Origin of the sequence: Epilithonimonas mollis, assembly GCF_900142325.1 — a bacterium.
GTDB classification, from domain to species: Bacteria; Bacteroidota; Bacteroidia; order Flavobacteriales; family Weeksellaceae; genus Epilithonimonas; species Epilithonimonas mollis.
This window is the reverse complement of sequence record NZ_FRAM01000001.1, coordinates 250,930-267,784: the sequence shown is the minus strand read 5'-3', so window position 1 is coordinate 267,784 and position 16,855 is coordinate 250,930. Positions and strand designations below refer to the sequence as shown.

Genomic DNA, 16,855 nt, shown 5'->3' with positions numbered 1-16,855 from the left:
TTTTACGTTTTTTTAATAATAACAAAAATACGAATTAGATATTAGTTCGGGGATAAATTGATATTCTTTTTTTCATGTTGTAAAATCAATTTTATGATTGGTGATTTTAAAATCTTAATTTTGCCGTTTCCCAATGAACAACCAAGAAAAATACAGCAGTCTGATAAAATCCAAAGCTTTGACTTTCGGATTTCAGTCTTGTGGTATTTCAAAAGCTGGTTTTTTGGAAGAAGAAGCACCACGTTTGGAAAAATGGTTGAAACAAAACTACAATGGCGAAATGCGTTATATGGAAAATCATTTCGATAAACGTCTTGATCCAAGATTATTAGTAGAAGGTTCAAAATCCGTTATTTCCCTCAGTTATAATTATTTTCCGGAAGAACTTCAGAACAATCAAGATTTTAAATTATCAAAATATGCTTACGGTGAAGATTATCATGATGTGATAAAAGATAAACTGAAGTTGATGATTGCTGAACTTCAGGAACAAATTGGCGCATTTTCTTTTCGAGTCTTTGTAGATTCGGCGCCTGTTTTGGAAAAAGCCTGGGCCAGAAAATCAGGAATCGGATGGGTTGGAAAGAATTCTAATCTTATTACAAAAAAGAACGGGTCGTTTTATTTTCTGGCAGAAATTATTTGTGATTTGGACCTGATAGAAGATTTTCCTGTGACCGATCATTGCGGAAGCTGTAGAAAATGTATCGATGCCTGTCCGACTCAGGCGATTGTTTCTGATAAAATTGTGGATGGAAGCAAATGTATTTCTTATGCTACAATTGAACTGAAGGATCAGATCCCTGATTTTTTCAAAGATAAAATGGAAGACTGGATGTTCGGCTGCGACATCTGTCAGGATGTTTGTCCCTGGAACAGGTTTTCTGCACCAACTCTAGAAGAAAAGTTCAAACCGAATGCTGAAATAAAAAACTTTACAAAACAGGAGTGGAAAGATATTACCCAGGAAGTTTTCTCCTCGGTTTTCAGAAAGTCGGCGGTTAAGCGAACTAAGTTTTCAGGGCTGAAACGTAATCTGGATTTCCTTTCGGAGTAAGCTATCGTTTTTTCTGATATCTTTTTGGTGCTACTTTTACTCTGTTTTTTAATCTTTTGTTGGATTGTCGTTTTTTCGGCATATACTGTGATTTTTCATTAATAAATTTGAGGATATATTTCAATAAATCCAAGAATTATTAAAAAAAATTAACATGATGATTTTATATTGAATTTTTTATTAATTTTATAGTTCGACGCTGTGGCAAAACCATAAAATGAAAAAAACATTATTTCTAATCCTTAAAATAACCGGCTTCTTAATTGGAGTCGTTTTTTTATACATCATCCTGGGCTTATTATTACCCATGATTCCCGTAAAAGCTAAGAAAACAGTTGAGCCGAAAACTGTAGAAATGTATATTTTTACCAATGGCGTTCATACAGATCTCGTAGTTCCGGTAAAAACAAAATATACCGATTGGAGTAAGAAGTTGCCTTTTGGAAACACGAAAGGGGCAGATTCTGATCAGGATTATATTGCATTTGGCTGGGGTGACAAAGGTTTTTATCTCGATACGCCAACTTGGGCAGACCTCAAATTTTCCACTGCTTTCAAAGCCGCTTTCTGGCTCAGTGATTCTGCGATGCACTGCACTTATTACAAAAAGATGAAGGTTGGCAAAGACTGCAAAAAAATAATGCTGACGGAAAAGCAATATCAGGATTTGATAAAATTTATCGATGATAAGTTTGACAAAGATTCTGCCGGGAATTACCACTTGATAAAAACCGATGCCGTTTATGGAAAAGACGATGCATTCTACGATGCCAAAGGCAGCTACAATTTTGCATATACCTGCAACACTTGGGCAAATGACGGACTGAAAGCTGCAGGGCAAAAAGCTGCATTATGGACACCAACGGATTTTGGGATTTTCAGGCATTACAAGTAGAGTTTTTTTTGGTGGACATTTCGGGCTATGCAGGGGTTCCGTCTGGAAAAAATCCAAATTTTTCCCAATGGCGTTTTTTCCAGACCGCTCGCTGCGCTTGCGCCCTTTCTATCCCGGCCGCAGCAGTCAGCAATAATTTCACTTTTACCCATAGAAAAACATGCCCGAAATAACATAATTTCATTAAATTTGCCAACCAAAAGTTGATGGGTGTAATCGCTATCAACTTCAACCAACAACCAACAACTAAAATGACTTCACAAGAAATAAGACAGCAATTTTTAGATTTTTTCAAAAGCAAAGAACACCTGATTGTTCCCTCTGCGCCAATTGTACTGAAAGATGACCCTACACTGATGTTTTCCAACTCCGGAATGACACAGTTCAAAGATTACTTTTTAGGCTACAAAGAACCGAAATCATCCAGGATTGCCGATACGCAAAAATGTCTTAGAGTTTCCGGAAAGCATAATGATTTGGATGATGTTGGCCGAGATACCTATCACCACACGATGTTCGAGATGTTGGGGAACTGGTCTTTTGGCGATTATTTCAAAAAAGAAGCGATTACCTGGGCTTGGGAATTACTGACAGAAGTCTATAAAATTCCGAAAGAAAACCTTTACGTTACCATTTTTGAAGGTGATGAAAAAGAAAGTCTTGAAAGAGATAACGAAGCTTATGATTTGTGGAAACAATTTATTTCCGAAGACAGAATCATCAACGGAAATAAGAAAGACAATTTTTGGGAAATGGGAGCGAGCGGACCTTGCGGACCTTGTTCGGAAATCCATGTGGATCTGAGAAGTGCTGAAGAAAAAGCGAAAGTTTCTGGTTTAGATTTGGTAAACAACGACCATCCTCAGGTCGTGGAAATCTGGAATCTAGTTTTTATGCAATTCAACAGAAAAGCAGACGGAACTTTGGAAAATCTTCCTGCAAAGCATATTGATACAGGAATGGGATTTGAGCGTCTTTGTATGGCGCTTCAACAGAAAGAATCCAATTATGACACGGACGTTTTTACGCCTTTGATTGCTAAGGTCGAAGAACTTTCGGGTAAAAAATATACAGGAATTTTAACCGACGAAAAAGATATTGCCATTCGTGTGGTCGTAGATCACATTAGAGCAGTTTCATTTGCGATTGCTGACGGACAATTGCCTTCCAATGGTGGTGCGGGTTACGTTATCCGTAGAATTTTGAGAAGAGGAATTTCTTATGCTTACAGATTTTTGGACAGAAAAGAACCTTTCCTTTTCGAGTTGGTTGCTGTTCTACAGAATCAAATGGGCAAATTCTTCCCTGAGTTAGAAAAACAAGGAAATTTGGTTGCTGAAGTTATAAAAAGTGAAGAAGAATCTTTCCTAAAAACCATAGAAAACGGATTGTTGAGAGTTGAGAAATTAATCCAGCAGACCATTACTGATGGTAAAAAAGTCTTGCCAAGCGAAGAAGTTTTTGAATTGTACGATACTTATGGTTTCCCAGATGATTTGACGAGAATTATTGCGGAAGAAAAAGGATTAACCATAGACGAAACAGGTTTCGAGGCAGAAATGACAAAGCAAAAGCAACGTTCCAAAAAAGATTCTGCCGCAAAGGTTTACGATTGGGTTATTTTGGAAGAAAAACCTGAAACTTTTGTCGGTTATGATCAACTGGAAACGGAAACTTACATCACACGTTACAGAAAAATAGAAAATAAAGACGGTGAGTTTTATCAAATTGTTTTGAGTAATTCTCCATTCTATCCGGAAGGCGGCGGACAAGTAGGCGACAAAGGTGTTATTGAAAATGCAACAGAAAGTTTCGAAGTTTTGGAAACTAAGAAAGAAAACGGATTGATCATTTCTTTAATCAATGCGCTACCGAAAGATGCTGGCGCCGTTTTTTATGCTAAAGTTAATGCCGCTGACAGAAGAAATTCTCAGGCCAATCATTCTGTAACACATTTGTTGCACGAAGCTTTGAGAGATGTTCTTGGAACACACGTCGAGCAAAAAGGTTCGTATGTTGGACCGGATTATTTAAGATTTGATTTTTCTCATTTTTCAAAAATGACTGAGGAAGAATTGACTTTGGTAGAATCGAAAGTTAATGCTAAAATCAAGGAAAATTTGGCTTTGCAGGAGTTCAGAAATATTCCGATTAAGGAAGCTTTGGAAAAAGGCGCAATGGCTTTGTTTGGCGAGAAATATGGCGATAATGTAAGATTGATACAATTCGGAACATCAAAAGAACTATGTGGGGGAACACACGTGAAATCGACCAGCGAAATTGGTCATTTCAAAATTGTTTCTGAAAGTTCTGCGGCGGCGGGAATCAGAAGAATTGAAGCCATTTCCGGAGATAAGTCAGAAGAATATTTCAAAAATTTAGAAACTCAGTTTACAGAGGTTTCACAATTACTAAAATCAAAAGATCTGATCAAATCAATCGAGAAATTGTTGGAAGAAAATTCGGTTTTAAAAGCTGAAATCGAATTATTCAAAAAAGAAAAGGCAAAAGACGAAATCCAAAACTGGAAAAACGATTTCGAAGAAAAAAACGGAAAGAAATTATTGGTTAAAAAAACGTCTCTGGATGCAGCTTCTATAAAAGATATTGTTTTCCAGCTGAAGAAAGAAAATTCAAATTCTGTCATCATTATAATTTCTGACGCTGGCGATAAACCGATGATTACTGTTGGTGTTTCTACAGATTTGGAATCAACGTATCATGCTGGAAATATCGTAAAAGAATTGGCTAAGGAAATCCAAGGCGGCGGCGGTGGAAACCCAGGTTTTGCAACTGCCGGTGGAAAAAATCTTAAAGGAATCGAGAATGCTTATCAGAAAGCTTTAGAGATTTAATTACTTCACTGTACAAAAATAGAGAAAACTCCCGAATTCGGGAGTTTTTTATTATAATTACTGATTAAAATTCTTCGGAGAGTAAAAGAATAAGAACTTTTTGTTTGCCATTTCAAAATCGCTCCATTGATCACAATCTATTTCATAGGCGACTACACCGGATGTTGGCAGATTGACGATTTCGTCTGCTAGAGAATTTGCGAAATTCGAAATACCGTTATTGTGAGAAAATAATGCTAAGCTGCTGACATTGTTGTCGGTGTCAAATATTACCGAAAGAAAATTTTCTTCAGAAGGTCTGTATAATTTTTCCTGCATTGCATAATTTTTCCCATAAACTTTAGAGAAAAGTTCGCATGTTTCCTTTGCCCGTACTGCAGGACTGGTGACAAAAGCGTCAATATCAATATTTTTCAGCTTCAGGAATTCGGCCATTTTTGGAGCATTTATTTTTCCGACCTCTGTCAGCGGACGTTCAAAATCGTCCATGTTTTCCGGCCAGTCACTTTTGGAATGGCGAACTAATAAAAGTGTTTTCATCTCCAGGTATATTTAATTATTATTTTTATTGATTTTTATAAGACATTCTCTGTTAATCAATAATAATCTAAATTTATACAATTATTACGAAACCTTTAATATAAAAATAAAAAAATTGTAGTAATGTCCTATTTATCAGTTGGTTATTTCTTTCAGAGACATTAAGGATTATAGTTAATAATTTCACATCATTTTACGGACATAATTTCCAGGATTAAGAATATTTTATCTTGTCAGCATTTAAAATGGTAAAGTAAAATATCAGAATTTGGAAATTTATTAGTTTTTAAAGTGTTGTTTTTACACTTTTTAATATTTTTTTTGCGTTAAAAAATTTTTATTCTTATCATAATATTTTCTTAAAAAAAACTTAACTCTTTTTTCATCATTTGTTTTTATAATTAATTGTTAACTCATGCTTTACAAAACAAGTAAGTGTAATTTTAATGATAAGCTTATCATAATTATTATACATATGATATCATAAAAAATCGATATGTAAATTACTGATAAGCAGGTAATAATGTGAATTTTATTTTTTTTATTCAACTGAATTTTTATATTTGTAATGTTACATAAATGTTAACACCTTAATGAGTCCGAATTTTATACATACATATGTATCCGTTGATTGCGTTGTTTTTGGTTTTGATCATGAAAACCGGCTGAATATTTTGTTAGTTCAGCGCCACGTAGACGACGTTCCAGTGGAAATGCAAAGAAAACTGCCCGGCAGTCTTATTTTCAGCGATGAAGATGTGGATGATGCAGCAGAAAGAGTGCTTCATGAGTTAACAGGAATCAAAAAAATGGTTCTCAAACAGTTCAAGTGTTTTGCAGATCCGGAGAGAGCCAATAACATGCATGATATAAAATGGATGGGCGAGGAGTATAAACAGGACATCGACAGGATTATTACCGTGGCTTATCTTTCACTCTGCAAAATCGATCATAAAATCAACAGCAGCAAATATGATACGGTAGACTGGTTTCCTTTTGATGAGATACCAAGTTTGCCTTTTGATCACAATAAAATCATCAAAGAGTCCCTGATAGAGGTAAGGCGATGGATAGAAATGGATTTCTCAATTATTTTTGAATTATTACCGAAGAAATTCACGATAAGACAGCTTTATCAATTGTATTGTGCCCTGAGTGAGAAAAAAATTGATATCAAGAATTTTCATAAAAGAATTTCATCCTTCAATTATATAATCCCAATGGATGAGATAGAAACCAATGTTTCGCACCGTGCTGCAAGGTATTATAAGTTTGATGCCAAGATGTTTAAGAAAAATAATACCAAGCTAATAAAATAAAAACGACAAAGACAATATGTACTTACTAGGTTATGATATCGGCAGTTCTTCTGTTAAAGTTTGTCTCATAGAAGCATCCAGCGGAAAAGTAGTGGCTTCCGAATTTTCTCCAAAAAAAGAGATGAAGATCACTGCTGTCAATCCTGGTTGGGCAGAGCAGAATCCTGTCGATTGGTGGATCAATCTGAAACTGGCGCACGAAGCCGTGATGCAGGAATCCGGGGTACAAGCAGAAGATATCAAAGGAATCGGTATTACATGGCAGATGCACGGGCTGATCATGGTAGATAAGGATCAGAATCTGCTGAGACCATCCATCATCTGGTGTGACAGCCGCGCAGTTCCTTATGGCGAAAAAGCTTTCAAAGATATAGGAGAAGAAAAATGTCTGTCTCATTTACTGAATTCACCGGGCAATTTTACAGCATCAAAATTGGCATGGGTCAAAGACAATGAACCGGCATTATTTGCCAAAATAGATAAAATAATGCTTCCGGGAGACTATATTGCTATGAGACTGTCGGGTGAAATAGGAATCACAATAGAAGGTCTGTCAGAAGGAATTTTCTGGGATTTTAAAAACAATTGCATCTCCGAAGATGTCATCAATTATTATGGAATTCCTAAAAGTTTTTTTCCTGATATTGTTCCGACATTCGGGATTCAGTCCACAGTTTCTGCAGCTGCAGCAAAGGAACTGGGGCTGAAAGAAGGAACACCGATTTCTTACAGAGCCGGTGACCAACCGAACAATGCACTTTCGCTTAATGTTTTCAATCCTGGAGAAATTGCCTCCACAGCCGGAACTTCAGGCGTTGTATATGGCGTTTTGGATGAACTCGATTATGATAAATTATCGCGAGTCAATACGTTTGCGCACGTCAATTATACTGAGGAACTGACAAGGCTCGGTGTTTTACTTTGCATCAACGGAACCGGAATTCTGAACTCTTGGCTGAAGCATAATTTTGCCACCTCATTGTCATCGTATGGTGATATGAACGATATGGCTTCACTCTCACCAATCGGTTCAAAAGGTCTGAGCATTATTCCTTTTGGAAACGGTGCGGAAAGGGTTTTGGAAAATAAGGATACGAGCTGTTCCATGCATGGGATTAATTTCAATATTCATTCCAAAGGCGATATTTTGCGCGCTGCGCAGGAAGGAATTGTTTTTTCTTATGAATACGGAATGGATATCATGAGAAACATCGGAATGGACATCCAGGTGATCCGAGCCGGAAATGCCAATATGTTTTTGAGTTCCATTTTCCGTCAGACTTTGTCAAGTGTCAGCAATGCGACCATCGAACTTTATGATACGGATGGAGCTGTGGGAGCGGCAAGAGCAGCAGGAATGGGAATCGGGTTTTATTCCGATTCTGTAGAGGCCTTTTCTTCATTAGAAAAAATAGCAGTCATAGAGCCGGAATACGAGAAACGGGAACAATATTTAGAAGCCTACACAAGATGGAAAAATCATCTTAGAGACATAATATAATCCAAATAAAAGAACTTTTTCCGAATGAACTTATTGATATAAAAAAATCAATGAGCAGGATGTTTTCATGTCAAAATCTAGAAATCAAAATTAAAATATAAATAAAGAAAGTATGAACACTTTAACAGGTACAAAAGAGTTTTTTAAAAGTATCGACAAAATCAAGTTTGAAGGAAAAGAGAGCAGAAATCCATTGGCATTCCGCTATTATGATGCAGAAAGAATAGTGATGGGCAAACCAATGAAGGACTGGACTCGCTTTGCGATGGCTTGGTGGCATACATTGTGTGCAGACGGGAGTGATCCGTTTGGTGGCGCAACGATACATCATCCATGGAATAAGGGGACAGATGCGGTTAGCCGTGCCATGCACAAGATGGACGCCGGATTCGAATTCATGTCAAAAATGGGATTCAACTTCTATTGCTTCCACGACATAGATCTTGTAGAACCTGCTGATAACTGGAGAGATTATGAAAAAAATCTTCAGGCTATTGTTGATTATGCTAAGCAAAAACAACAGGAAACAGGGATTAAATTGCTTTGGGGAACAGCCAACGTTTTCACTCACGAAAGATACATGAACGGAGCTTCTACGAATCCAAACTTTGATGTGGTGGCTTGCGCAGGAACCCAGGTGAAGAATTCTATCGATGCAACAATTGCGCTGGGCGGAGAAAATTATGTTTTCTGGGGTGGAAGAGAAGGTTACATGAGCCTTTTAAACACCGATATGAAACGTGAAAAAGATCACCTTGCTAAATTCCTTACTATGTCAAGAGACTATGCAAGAAAGCAGGGTTTTGCAGGAACTTTCCTGATCGAGCCAAAACCGATGGAACCTACAAAACATCAGTATGATTATGATGCTGAAACGGTAATTGGATTCCTGAGGCATTATGGGCTTGATAAAGATTTCAAACTGAATCTTGAAGTTAACCACGCAACATTGGCAGGCCATACCTTCGAACACGAATTGCAAGCTGCTGTAGATGCGGGAATGCTGGGCAGTATCGATGCAAACAGAGGTGACTACCAGAATGGCTGGGACACAGATCAGTTCCCGATTGATTATTATGAAATGATCCAGGCTTGGCTTGTTCTTCTTCCGGCTGGCGGATTGGGATCAGGCGGTGTAAACTTCGATGCCAAGATCCGTCGTAATTCTACCGATGCAGAAGATCTTTTCATTGCACACGTTTCCGGAATGGATGCCTTTGCAAAAGGCCTATTGGTAGCGGCAGATATTCTTGAAAATTCTGATTACAGAAAACTTAGAACAGAGCGATATTCATCATTTGATAATGGTAACGGGAAAGCATTCGAAGAAGGCAGACTTACACTGGAAGACCTTCAGAAAATTGCCCACGAATCAGGCGAACCTTTGCCAAAAAGTGGCAAGCAGGAACTGTTCGAAGCCATTGTGAATATGTATATCTAAAAAAATATATAAGAAAGTTGATCCAATCTCAACACTGGGACAACCATGGCTTTCTTATAAAAATTAACACATTAAACATAATAATTATGAATCTATTTCATTTAAGTAAAACCAATAGAGCAGCATTATTTTTTGCTATGACTCTATTACCATCAGGTCTGGTCTACTCGCAGAGTACAAAAGATACTGTTACAAAAGAAAAGCAGATTGAGGAGGTTGTTGTTATTGGATATGGAACTCAAAGAAAGGAATCGGTAACAGGTTCTGTTGCTACGGTGAAGGGAGATGTTTTAAGAGAAGTTCCTACAGCCAATATTACGCAGGCACTGCAAGGTAGAACGGCGGGTGTAGATATTGCCCAAACATCTACAAAACCAGGAGCTACAATGCAAATTCGGATCAGGGGTACTAGATCTTTAACAGGAGATAATAATCCATTAATAGTTTTGGACGGGATTCCTTTTGTGGGTTCATTAGGAGATATCAGTTCGAGTGATATTAAAAGTATCGATATTTTAAAGGATGCTTCTGCAACTGCAATCTATGGATCCAGAGGAGCTAATGGGGTAATATTGGTAACGACTAACAGGGGAACTAAAGGTCAAAAACCAAGATTTAGTTATAATTCTTTTACAGGTGTTCAGACATTGTTTTCAAAGTATCCTATGATGGATGGTCCTCAGTTTGCAAAATTAAGAGCTTATGCAACACCTGCTCCTACGGGTAACCAAACTACGACTTCACCTTTATATGCAACTAATGGTGATGAATCCGCTAGTAATAATACCGATTGGCAAAAACTGTATTATAAACCAGCTATGATAACTAGTCATGATGTAGGTGTATCCGGAGGAACAGAAGGTGGTAATTATAATGTAGGGTTATCATATTTTAAACAAGATGCATTGATTCCTCTACAAAATTATGAGAGATTTGGATTGCGTATGGCTATTGATCAGCAAATAGGAAAAGCTTTTAAGTTCGGGGTGACATCAAATACCAATTTTTCCAATTCTGAAGGAAACGGCGTGAATCCGGGAGCCGTGTTGGGTTACTCACCTATTGCTAACCCTTATAATCCAGATGGCAGCTTCAAAAGAGTAATGACTACAGCTGGAGGAATTGACCAAACATGGATCTATACTCGTAAAACTTTAGACGGTTTAGGAGATAAATATATCGATGAAACAAAGTCTTTTGCATCATATAATAATATATATGGTGAGGTTAATCTTCCTTTAAATGGTCTTAAATACAGATTAAATGTAGGATTAGATTATCGTACATCAAATAGTGGTAATTATACAGGTGTTGGTGTTTTTAATACAAATGCACAAGGTCCATCATCTGCAGGGAGAGAAAATAATCAAACCTACCATTGGGTTTTGGAAAACCTTTTAACTTATGATCGTACATTTGGTAAACATAAGATCAATGCGGTAGGGTTGTATTCTGCAGAAGGTAATAGATATACCAGCTCGTATATGAGCGCAAAAAATGTACCTGCTGATTTTTTCCAGTATTACAATTTAGGACAGTCACCTCAGGCAGATATTACTGTAAAACCTGAAGATCAGGTGTACTGGCAAACGGGTTTGCTTTCAGCAATGGGGAGAGTAATGTATACATTTGATAATAAATATATGATAACAGCGACGCTGCGTGCCGATGGCTCATCGAGACTAGCTCCTGGTAACAAATGGCATACTTACCCTGCCTTATCATTGGGATGGAATGTTACCAATGAATCATTTATGAAAAATATCAGTGCTCTCAATCTTTTGAAGTTTAGAGCCGGATGGGGACAAACATCTAATCAGGCAGTTAATCCTTATTCCACATTAGGAGCACTTACCGTAACTCCATATAATTTTGGAAATACTAATAGTACAGGGGTATATGTTAGTCAGGCACCCAATCCTGATCTAGGATGGGAATATTCTAAAACACAAAATTATGGGATAGATTTTGGGGTTTTAAATAATAGAATCACAGGTAGTGTTGAATATTACAAAACGCACACTTATGATCTTCTGACTCAAAAGAATCTTCCTGCTTCAACAGCTATTGGCTCAATCGTTTCAAACGTAGCAGAAACAGAGAACAAAGGTTTCGAAGTGAGTTTAAATGGAGTTATCATTGATAATCCTGATGGTTTTTCTTGGGATGCTGGAGTTAATTTCTATACTAATAAGAATAAAATATTATCACTTGCTTCAGGAACTCAACGTGATGTTAATAACTTGTGGTTTGTGGGACATAATATTAATTCGCTATATGACTATCAGTATATAGGACTTTGGCAAGCAGGAGATCCTTATCAAAATATTTTGGAGCCAGGCAGTGCAGCAGATGTAGTAGGATCTATAAAAGTTCTTTACACAGGAGGTTATAATCCTGATGGTACACCAGTTAGAGCAATTAATGCAGATGACAGACAAGTTTTTGATACAGCTCCGGATTGGCAGGGTGGCTTTAATATGCGATTTTCTTACAAAAACTTTGAATTAAGCACTGTAGGTGCATTCCAACATGGAGGGATTCTTATCAGTTCTTTATATGGTTCCGCAAGTTATCTTAACAGATTAACAGGTAGAGGTAATAACGTAGACGTTGACTATTGGACTGAAGAAAATACAAATGCATACTTTCCACGTCCTGGAAGACATTTAAGTGGTGATAATCCTAAATACTCATCTACGCTTGCAATGTTTGACGCATCTTATCTTAAACTTCGTACAATTACTTTAGGTTATAATATTAATAAAGAGTTTTTAAATGACTTAAGAATCAATAGTTTAAAAATTTATGTTACTGTTACAAACCCAGTAGTATTATTCTCTCCATATCATAAATTTTCCGGAATGGATCCTGAACCTAATTCTGTTGGAGATCAAAATCAGGCGGTTAGTGGTTACCAAGCAAGACAGCTTATTATAGGAACAAATAATCCTTCTACAAGAAATTATCTAATGGGACTTAATTTAACTTTTTAAAACTGTGCAATCATGATAAATATTAATAAAAAAATGATATTGGGAGCGGTATTTTTGTCGCTAACATTTACAGGATGTAATGAGATTCTTGACGAGCAGCCAAGAGCAGTTTACACTGTTGATTATTTCAGTACTCCGGACGGAATAAATCAAAGCTTTACATCTCTATATAGACAACTCAGAATGCTGTATGGTAATGGATACTTTATGAGCAACTGTCAGAACGGGACTGATGAGTCAACTTGGGCACAAAGTGCTGATGGTAATTTCAAAGAATTAGATATGTCCGGGCAAGGAAATATCAATTCTAATACTTTTCCTACAAGTATGATATGGGGTTCACTTTTTCCATATATCAACACCGCTAACGGAATTATTGAAAAAGGGCCGGGATTTGGTATTGAGGAATCAAAGATTTCTGAAGCAAGATTTTTTAGAGGATTTGATTATTTCATGCTGGTTCAGACTTATGGTGGAGTACCTCTTGATTTAGGAGCTGGAGAATTAAAATTCAATACACTTCCTGTAACAACTTCTACCAGAAATACTGTAACTGAAGTATATACAAAAGCCATCTTTCCGGATCTTTTAAAATCGATCGAAAATCTTCCGACTTCACCTCGTGTGACAGGAGGAGTTACGAAAAATGTTGCCAGGTTATTTTTGGCAAAAGCGTATTTAACTTATGGCTGGTGGCTACAAAATCCAAATAATATTCCTACATATCCTGAAACTCCAAGAACAGATCCAAACGGTCACAATGCACAATGGTATTTTCAACAGGCTTATGATATCTCTTTGACAGCTATTAATAGTCCGGGTACATATTCCCTTCAGCCCACATTCTATGATGTAAATGTTGGTTCTAATGACAGAAATAGTGAATGCATGCTATATGCAGATCATACGGTTTCAAGCACATATTATAATGAAAGTGATCCTGTAGGTTTTGGCTCAGGATGGTCTCCGGATAATTTTGCAGCGTGGATGCAAACTTGGAATTATACGGCTATCAAAAGTAGCAAGACTACAGCTTGGGCTGCTGCCGATGTTGTTAGCTCAGTACAGCGTGAAGCTGCTCAGCCGCTTGGTCGACCTTGGGTTCGTATGTGTCCTACAATCGGGGTTATTAAAAATACTTTTGCAGATAAAACCAATGATTCCCGATACGATGGTACTTTTGTAACGACATACAGAGGTAATTGGCAAAAAAATGGAACAGGACTTACTTCAGTACCAGTGTTGTATAATGCTAATAACTTACCCGTGCAACCAGGCGGTGCCATTCTAACATTTTTAAATGATGATTCGCAAACCGTAACATATCCTACAGGAGCTGTGCAAAGTGGTGTAGGAGCAGGTACATTATCTGGAAGAGCAGATTGGGTAGTTGCACCGAGTGCTATCAATAGAATAATGTATCCTGGACTTTGGAAAATCGGAACTTACCGTACAGATGATCCAAATGGTTTAGGCTATCCTAATGCAGGTCTTACGCGTCCTTTTAATGTTGCTAAATTTTCAGAATTCTATTTTATAGCTGCTGAAGCGATTGTAAAAGGAGCATCTGGATCTATGTCAGCGAGGGATCTAATTAATGTAATAAGAGCACGTGCGGGTAAATGGAAATTTAATAATGCACAAAATTTACCAGTTTCTGCCGATAATAGTGCAGCTATGATAGCTGCAACGCCTTCTGTTATAACGATTGATTACATTTTAGCTGAAAGATCAAGAGAATACTATGGCGAGTTCTATAGATGGTATGATCTAGTTCGTACTCAGAAATGGGAAGAATATGGTGGAACCTATCAAATAGGTGGTGTATCATACAGTGATCACACACCACAAACTGTCAATAGAAATATACAGAAATTCCATTATTTGAGACCAATCCCTCAGAGCCAATTGGATGCAATGGAAGTTTCACCAGAGATTAAAGCAAAATACCAGAACCCTGGTTACAATTAATAATTTTAAGTTCATATCAATCAAGAAACAAAGTAGGTGTAATGCTGCACCTGCTTTGTTTTAATTAAAATTTCTAAAGTATTATGGAAAAAACATGGCGTTGGTTTGGGAAGAAGGATAAAATTAAATTACAAACTCTTCGGCAAATTGGAGTAGAAGGTATTGTTTCTGCACTGCACGATATTCCGAACGGAGAAATCTGGAGTTTGGAGGCTGTTAACGATTATAAAAACTATATAGAAAGTCACGGACTTCGTTGGTCTGTAGTTGAAAGCCTTGCCGTGAGCGAGTCTATCAAATACGGAGGCGAAGACAGAGATCAACTGATAGAAAATTATATCAAAAGTCTTGAAAATCTTGGTAGAGCAGGTATTACAACGGTTTGTTATAACTTTATGCCGGTTCTAGACTGGGCCAGAACAGACCTTTTCCACGAGTGGGAAGACGGCTCATCATCATTATATTTTGATAAAGCCAAATTTGCCTATTTCGAAATTCATATACTCAAAAGAGAGGAAGCAGAAAAGGATTATACGCCGGAAATTATTAAAAAAGTTGAGGAATTAAAAAATACGCTGACTGAAGCGGATAACAATGATTTGATAGATTCTGTGATTGTAAAAACGCAGGGCTTCGTCAATGGAAATATCAAAGAAGGCGATCTGAATCCTGTAGAAAAGTTCAATAATTTATTGGCTTTATATGACGGCATTGATAAAAATCAACTTCGTGAAAACTTAAAATATTTCCTCGAAAAAATAATGCCTGTTTGTGAAGAATGGAATATCCAGATGTGTGTTCACCCGGACGATCCGCCTTTCGCATTGCTTGGTTTGCCAAGAATCGTAACCAATGAAGAAGACATAGACTGGTTCCTGAACGCCGTTGATAATCCTCACAACGGATTGACATTCTGCGCAGGTTCTTTAAGCGCCAATCTTCAGAATGATGTTCCGAAATTAGCTAAGAAATATGCCCACAGAACAAAATTTGTCCATTTAAGAAGCACCAATGTTTTTGAAAGCGGAGATTTTATCGAAGCCCATCATTTAGGTGGAAGAGGAAAGCTGATTGACGTTATCCGAGTTTTTGAAAAAGAAAATCCGGATTTACCGATGAGAATCGACCACGGAAGATTATTGACCGAAGATGTTGACAAAGGTTACAATCCCGGTTATTCTTTCTTAGGAAGAATGTTGGCTTTAGGTCAAATCGACGGTGTGATGGCAGCTGTCAATTCTGAATCAAAATAAAACTGAAAAATCCGAAGGATTCAATATCAGTAGCCGTAGGTACAAGCTATGGGAAAAATCGGATGTAATTCCCAACGAGCCCGAAGGGTTCAATATCATTGATCAATTATAATTATCATTTATTAATAATGAACAACATATTTAGCATAAAAAATAAAGTAGCGGTCATCACTGGCGCTTCCGGCGTTCTGGGCGGAAGTCTGGCGAAAAGTTTCATCGAAGCTGGAGCAAAAATTGTGGCAGTCGGCAGAAATCAGGAAACTCTGGATGCTCGCGTAAAAGAACTGACTGATTTGGGTGGAGACGCTATTGCAGTGGAAGCTAACGTGATGGACATCGAAAGTCTTGAAAATGCGTCCAAAAAAATTATTGAAAATTACGGTAAAATCGACATTTTGCTGAACATTGCCGGAGGAAACATCCCAACAGCAACACTGTCTCCCGAGCAATCTTTTTTCGATATGAATATGAGCGGATGGGATGAGGTGACAAATCTGAATATCAACGGAACCGTTTATCCAAGCTATGTTTTCGGAAAAGTGATGGCAGAACAGCGCAACGGAAGCATTGTTAATATTTCATCAATGGCGGCTTATTCGGCGATTACAAGAGTCGCTGGATATTCTGCGGCGAAATCAGCGATTACCAATTTTACCCAGTGGTTAGCTTCTGATTTAGCGTTGAAATTCGGTGACAAAATTCGTGTAAATGCAGTGGCGCCAGGATTTTTCATAGGGGATCAGAATCGTGCTATTTTGTTGAATCCGGATGGTTCTTTAACAGATAGAAGCAGAAAAGTCATTGCCAAAACTCCAATGCAGAGATTCGGTGAAGTAGAAGAATTGAACGGGGCTGTCCAATTTCTCTGTTCAGACGCAGCTAGTTTTATTACTGGCGCATTATTACCTGTTGACGGCGGTTTCAGCGCTTTCAGCGGCGTTTAGATTAAAGTTAATTTTTTCTCATATTTAGGTAAGACAAGACCTTGATTTTTTAAGGTCTTGTTTTCAAAATTATTTCTTGAATA

Annotated in this window: 12 protein-coding genes; 10 read left to right on the top strand and 2 right to left on the bottom strand. The window is 37.4% G+C overall.

The features are described from left to right. The first annotated feature begins 133 nt into the window (after positions 1-133). Both queG and BUA97_RS01085 read left to right on the top strand, forming a co-directional pair. On the top strand, positions 134-1,057 hold the full coding sequence (gene queG / locus BUA97_RS01090) for a tRNA epoxyqueuosine(34) reductase QueG (protein WP_072995995.1): 924 nt from the start codon (positions 134-136) through the stop codon (positions 1,055-1,057). Between the two features lie 217 nt (positions 1,058-1,274). Further along, a complete protein-coding gene (locus BUA97_RS01085; RefSeq protein ID WP_072995993.1) occupies positions 1,275-1,952 on the top strand; it encodes a TIGR02117 family protein in 678 nt (225 codons plus the stop codon). Positions 1,953-1,977: 25 nt separating this feature from the next. On the opposite strand, the gene BUA97_RS17070 is transcribed toward BUA97_RS01085, so the two are convergent. Then, positions 1,978-2,136, bottom strand: coding sequence for a hypothetical protein (locus tag BUA97_RS17070; protein WP_175546160.1), 159 nt, complete (start codon positions 2,134-2,136; stop codon positions 1,978-1,980). Positions 2,137-2,203: 67 nt separating this feature from the next. On the opposite strand from BUA97_RS17070, the gene alaS reads away from it, so the two are divergent. After that, complete coding sequence (gene alaS, locus BUA97_RS01080; protein ID WP_072997168.1) at positions 2,204-4,807, top strand: alanine--tRNA ligase; 2,604 nt, start codon at positions 2,204-2,206, stop codon at positions 4,805-4,807. 57 nt (positions 4,808-4,864) lie between these two features. Here the strand turns inward: alaS and BUA97_RS01075 are convergent, their stop codons facing one another. Further along, positions 4,865-5,347 carry a SixA phosphatase family protein gene (locus tag BUA97_RS01075; protein ID WP_072995991.1) on the bottom strand — a complete coding sequence of 161 codons (483 nt, stop codon included), beginning with the start codon at positions 5,345-5,347 and terminating at the stop codon, positions 4,865-4,867. 593 nt (positions 5,348-5,940) lie between these two features. On the opposite strand from BUA97_RS01075, the gene BUA97_RS01070 reads away from it, so the two are divergent. The 7 genes from BUA97_RS01070 (at position 5,941) to BUA97_RS01040 (ending at position 16,772) form a co-directional block, all read left to right on the top strand. Further along, positions 5,941-6,666 (top strand): NUDIX hydrolase, encoded by a 726-nt coding sequence (locus BUA97_RS01070; protein ID WP_072995989.1) that lies wholly within the window; start codon positions 5,941-5,943, stop codon positions 6,664-6,666. Positions 6,667-6,682: 16 nt separating this feature from the next. Continuing rightward, positions 6,683-8,167, top strand: coding sequence for a xylulokinase (locus BUA97_RS01065; protein WP_072995987.1), 1,485 nt, complete (start codon positions 6,683-6,685; stop codon positions 8,165-8,167). A gap of 112 nt (positions 8,168-8,279) precedes the next feature. Further along, positions 8,280-9,608 (top strand): xylose isomerase, encoded by a 1,329-nt coding sequence (gene xylA, locus BUA97_RS01060; RefSeq protein WP_072995985.1) that lies wholly within the window; start codon positions 8,280-8,282, stop codon positions 9,606-9,608. Between the two features lie 86 nt (positions 9,609-9,694). Then, entirely contained in the window at positions 9,695-12,604 is a 2,910-nt protein-coding gene (locus tag BUA97_RS01055) for a SusC/RagA family TonB-linked outer membrane protein (RefSeq protein ID WP_072995983.1), read from the top strand. 12 nt (positions 12,605-12,616) lie between these two features. Further along, the gene (locus BUA97_RS01050) at positions 12,617-14,575 is read left to right on the top strand and encodes a RagB/SusD family nutrient uptake outer membrane protein (protein ID WP_072995982.1); all 1,959 of its coding nucleotides are present in this window, start codon (positions 12,617-12,619) and stop codon (positions 14,573-14,575) included. A gap of 83 nt (positions 14,576-14,658) precedes the next feature. Then, on the top strand, positions 14,659-15,828 hold the full coding sequence (gene uxuA / locus BUA97_RS01045; protein ID WP_072995980.1) for a mannonate dehydratase: 1,170 nt from the start codon (positions 14,659-14,661) through the stop codon (positions 15,826-15,828). Between the two features lie 128 nt (positions 15,829-15,956). Beyond that, the gene (locus BUA97_RS01040) at positions 15,957-16,772 is read left to right on the top strand and encodes an SDR family oxidoreductase (RefSeq protein ID WP_072995978.1); all 816 of its coding nucleotides are present in this window, start codon (positions 15,957-15,959) and stop codon (positions 16,770-16,772) included. The last annotated feature ends 83 nt before the right edge of the window (positions 16,773-16,855 follow it).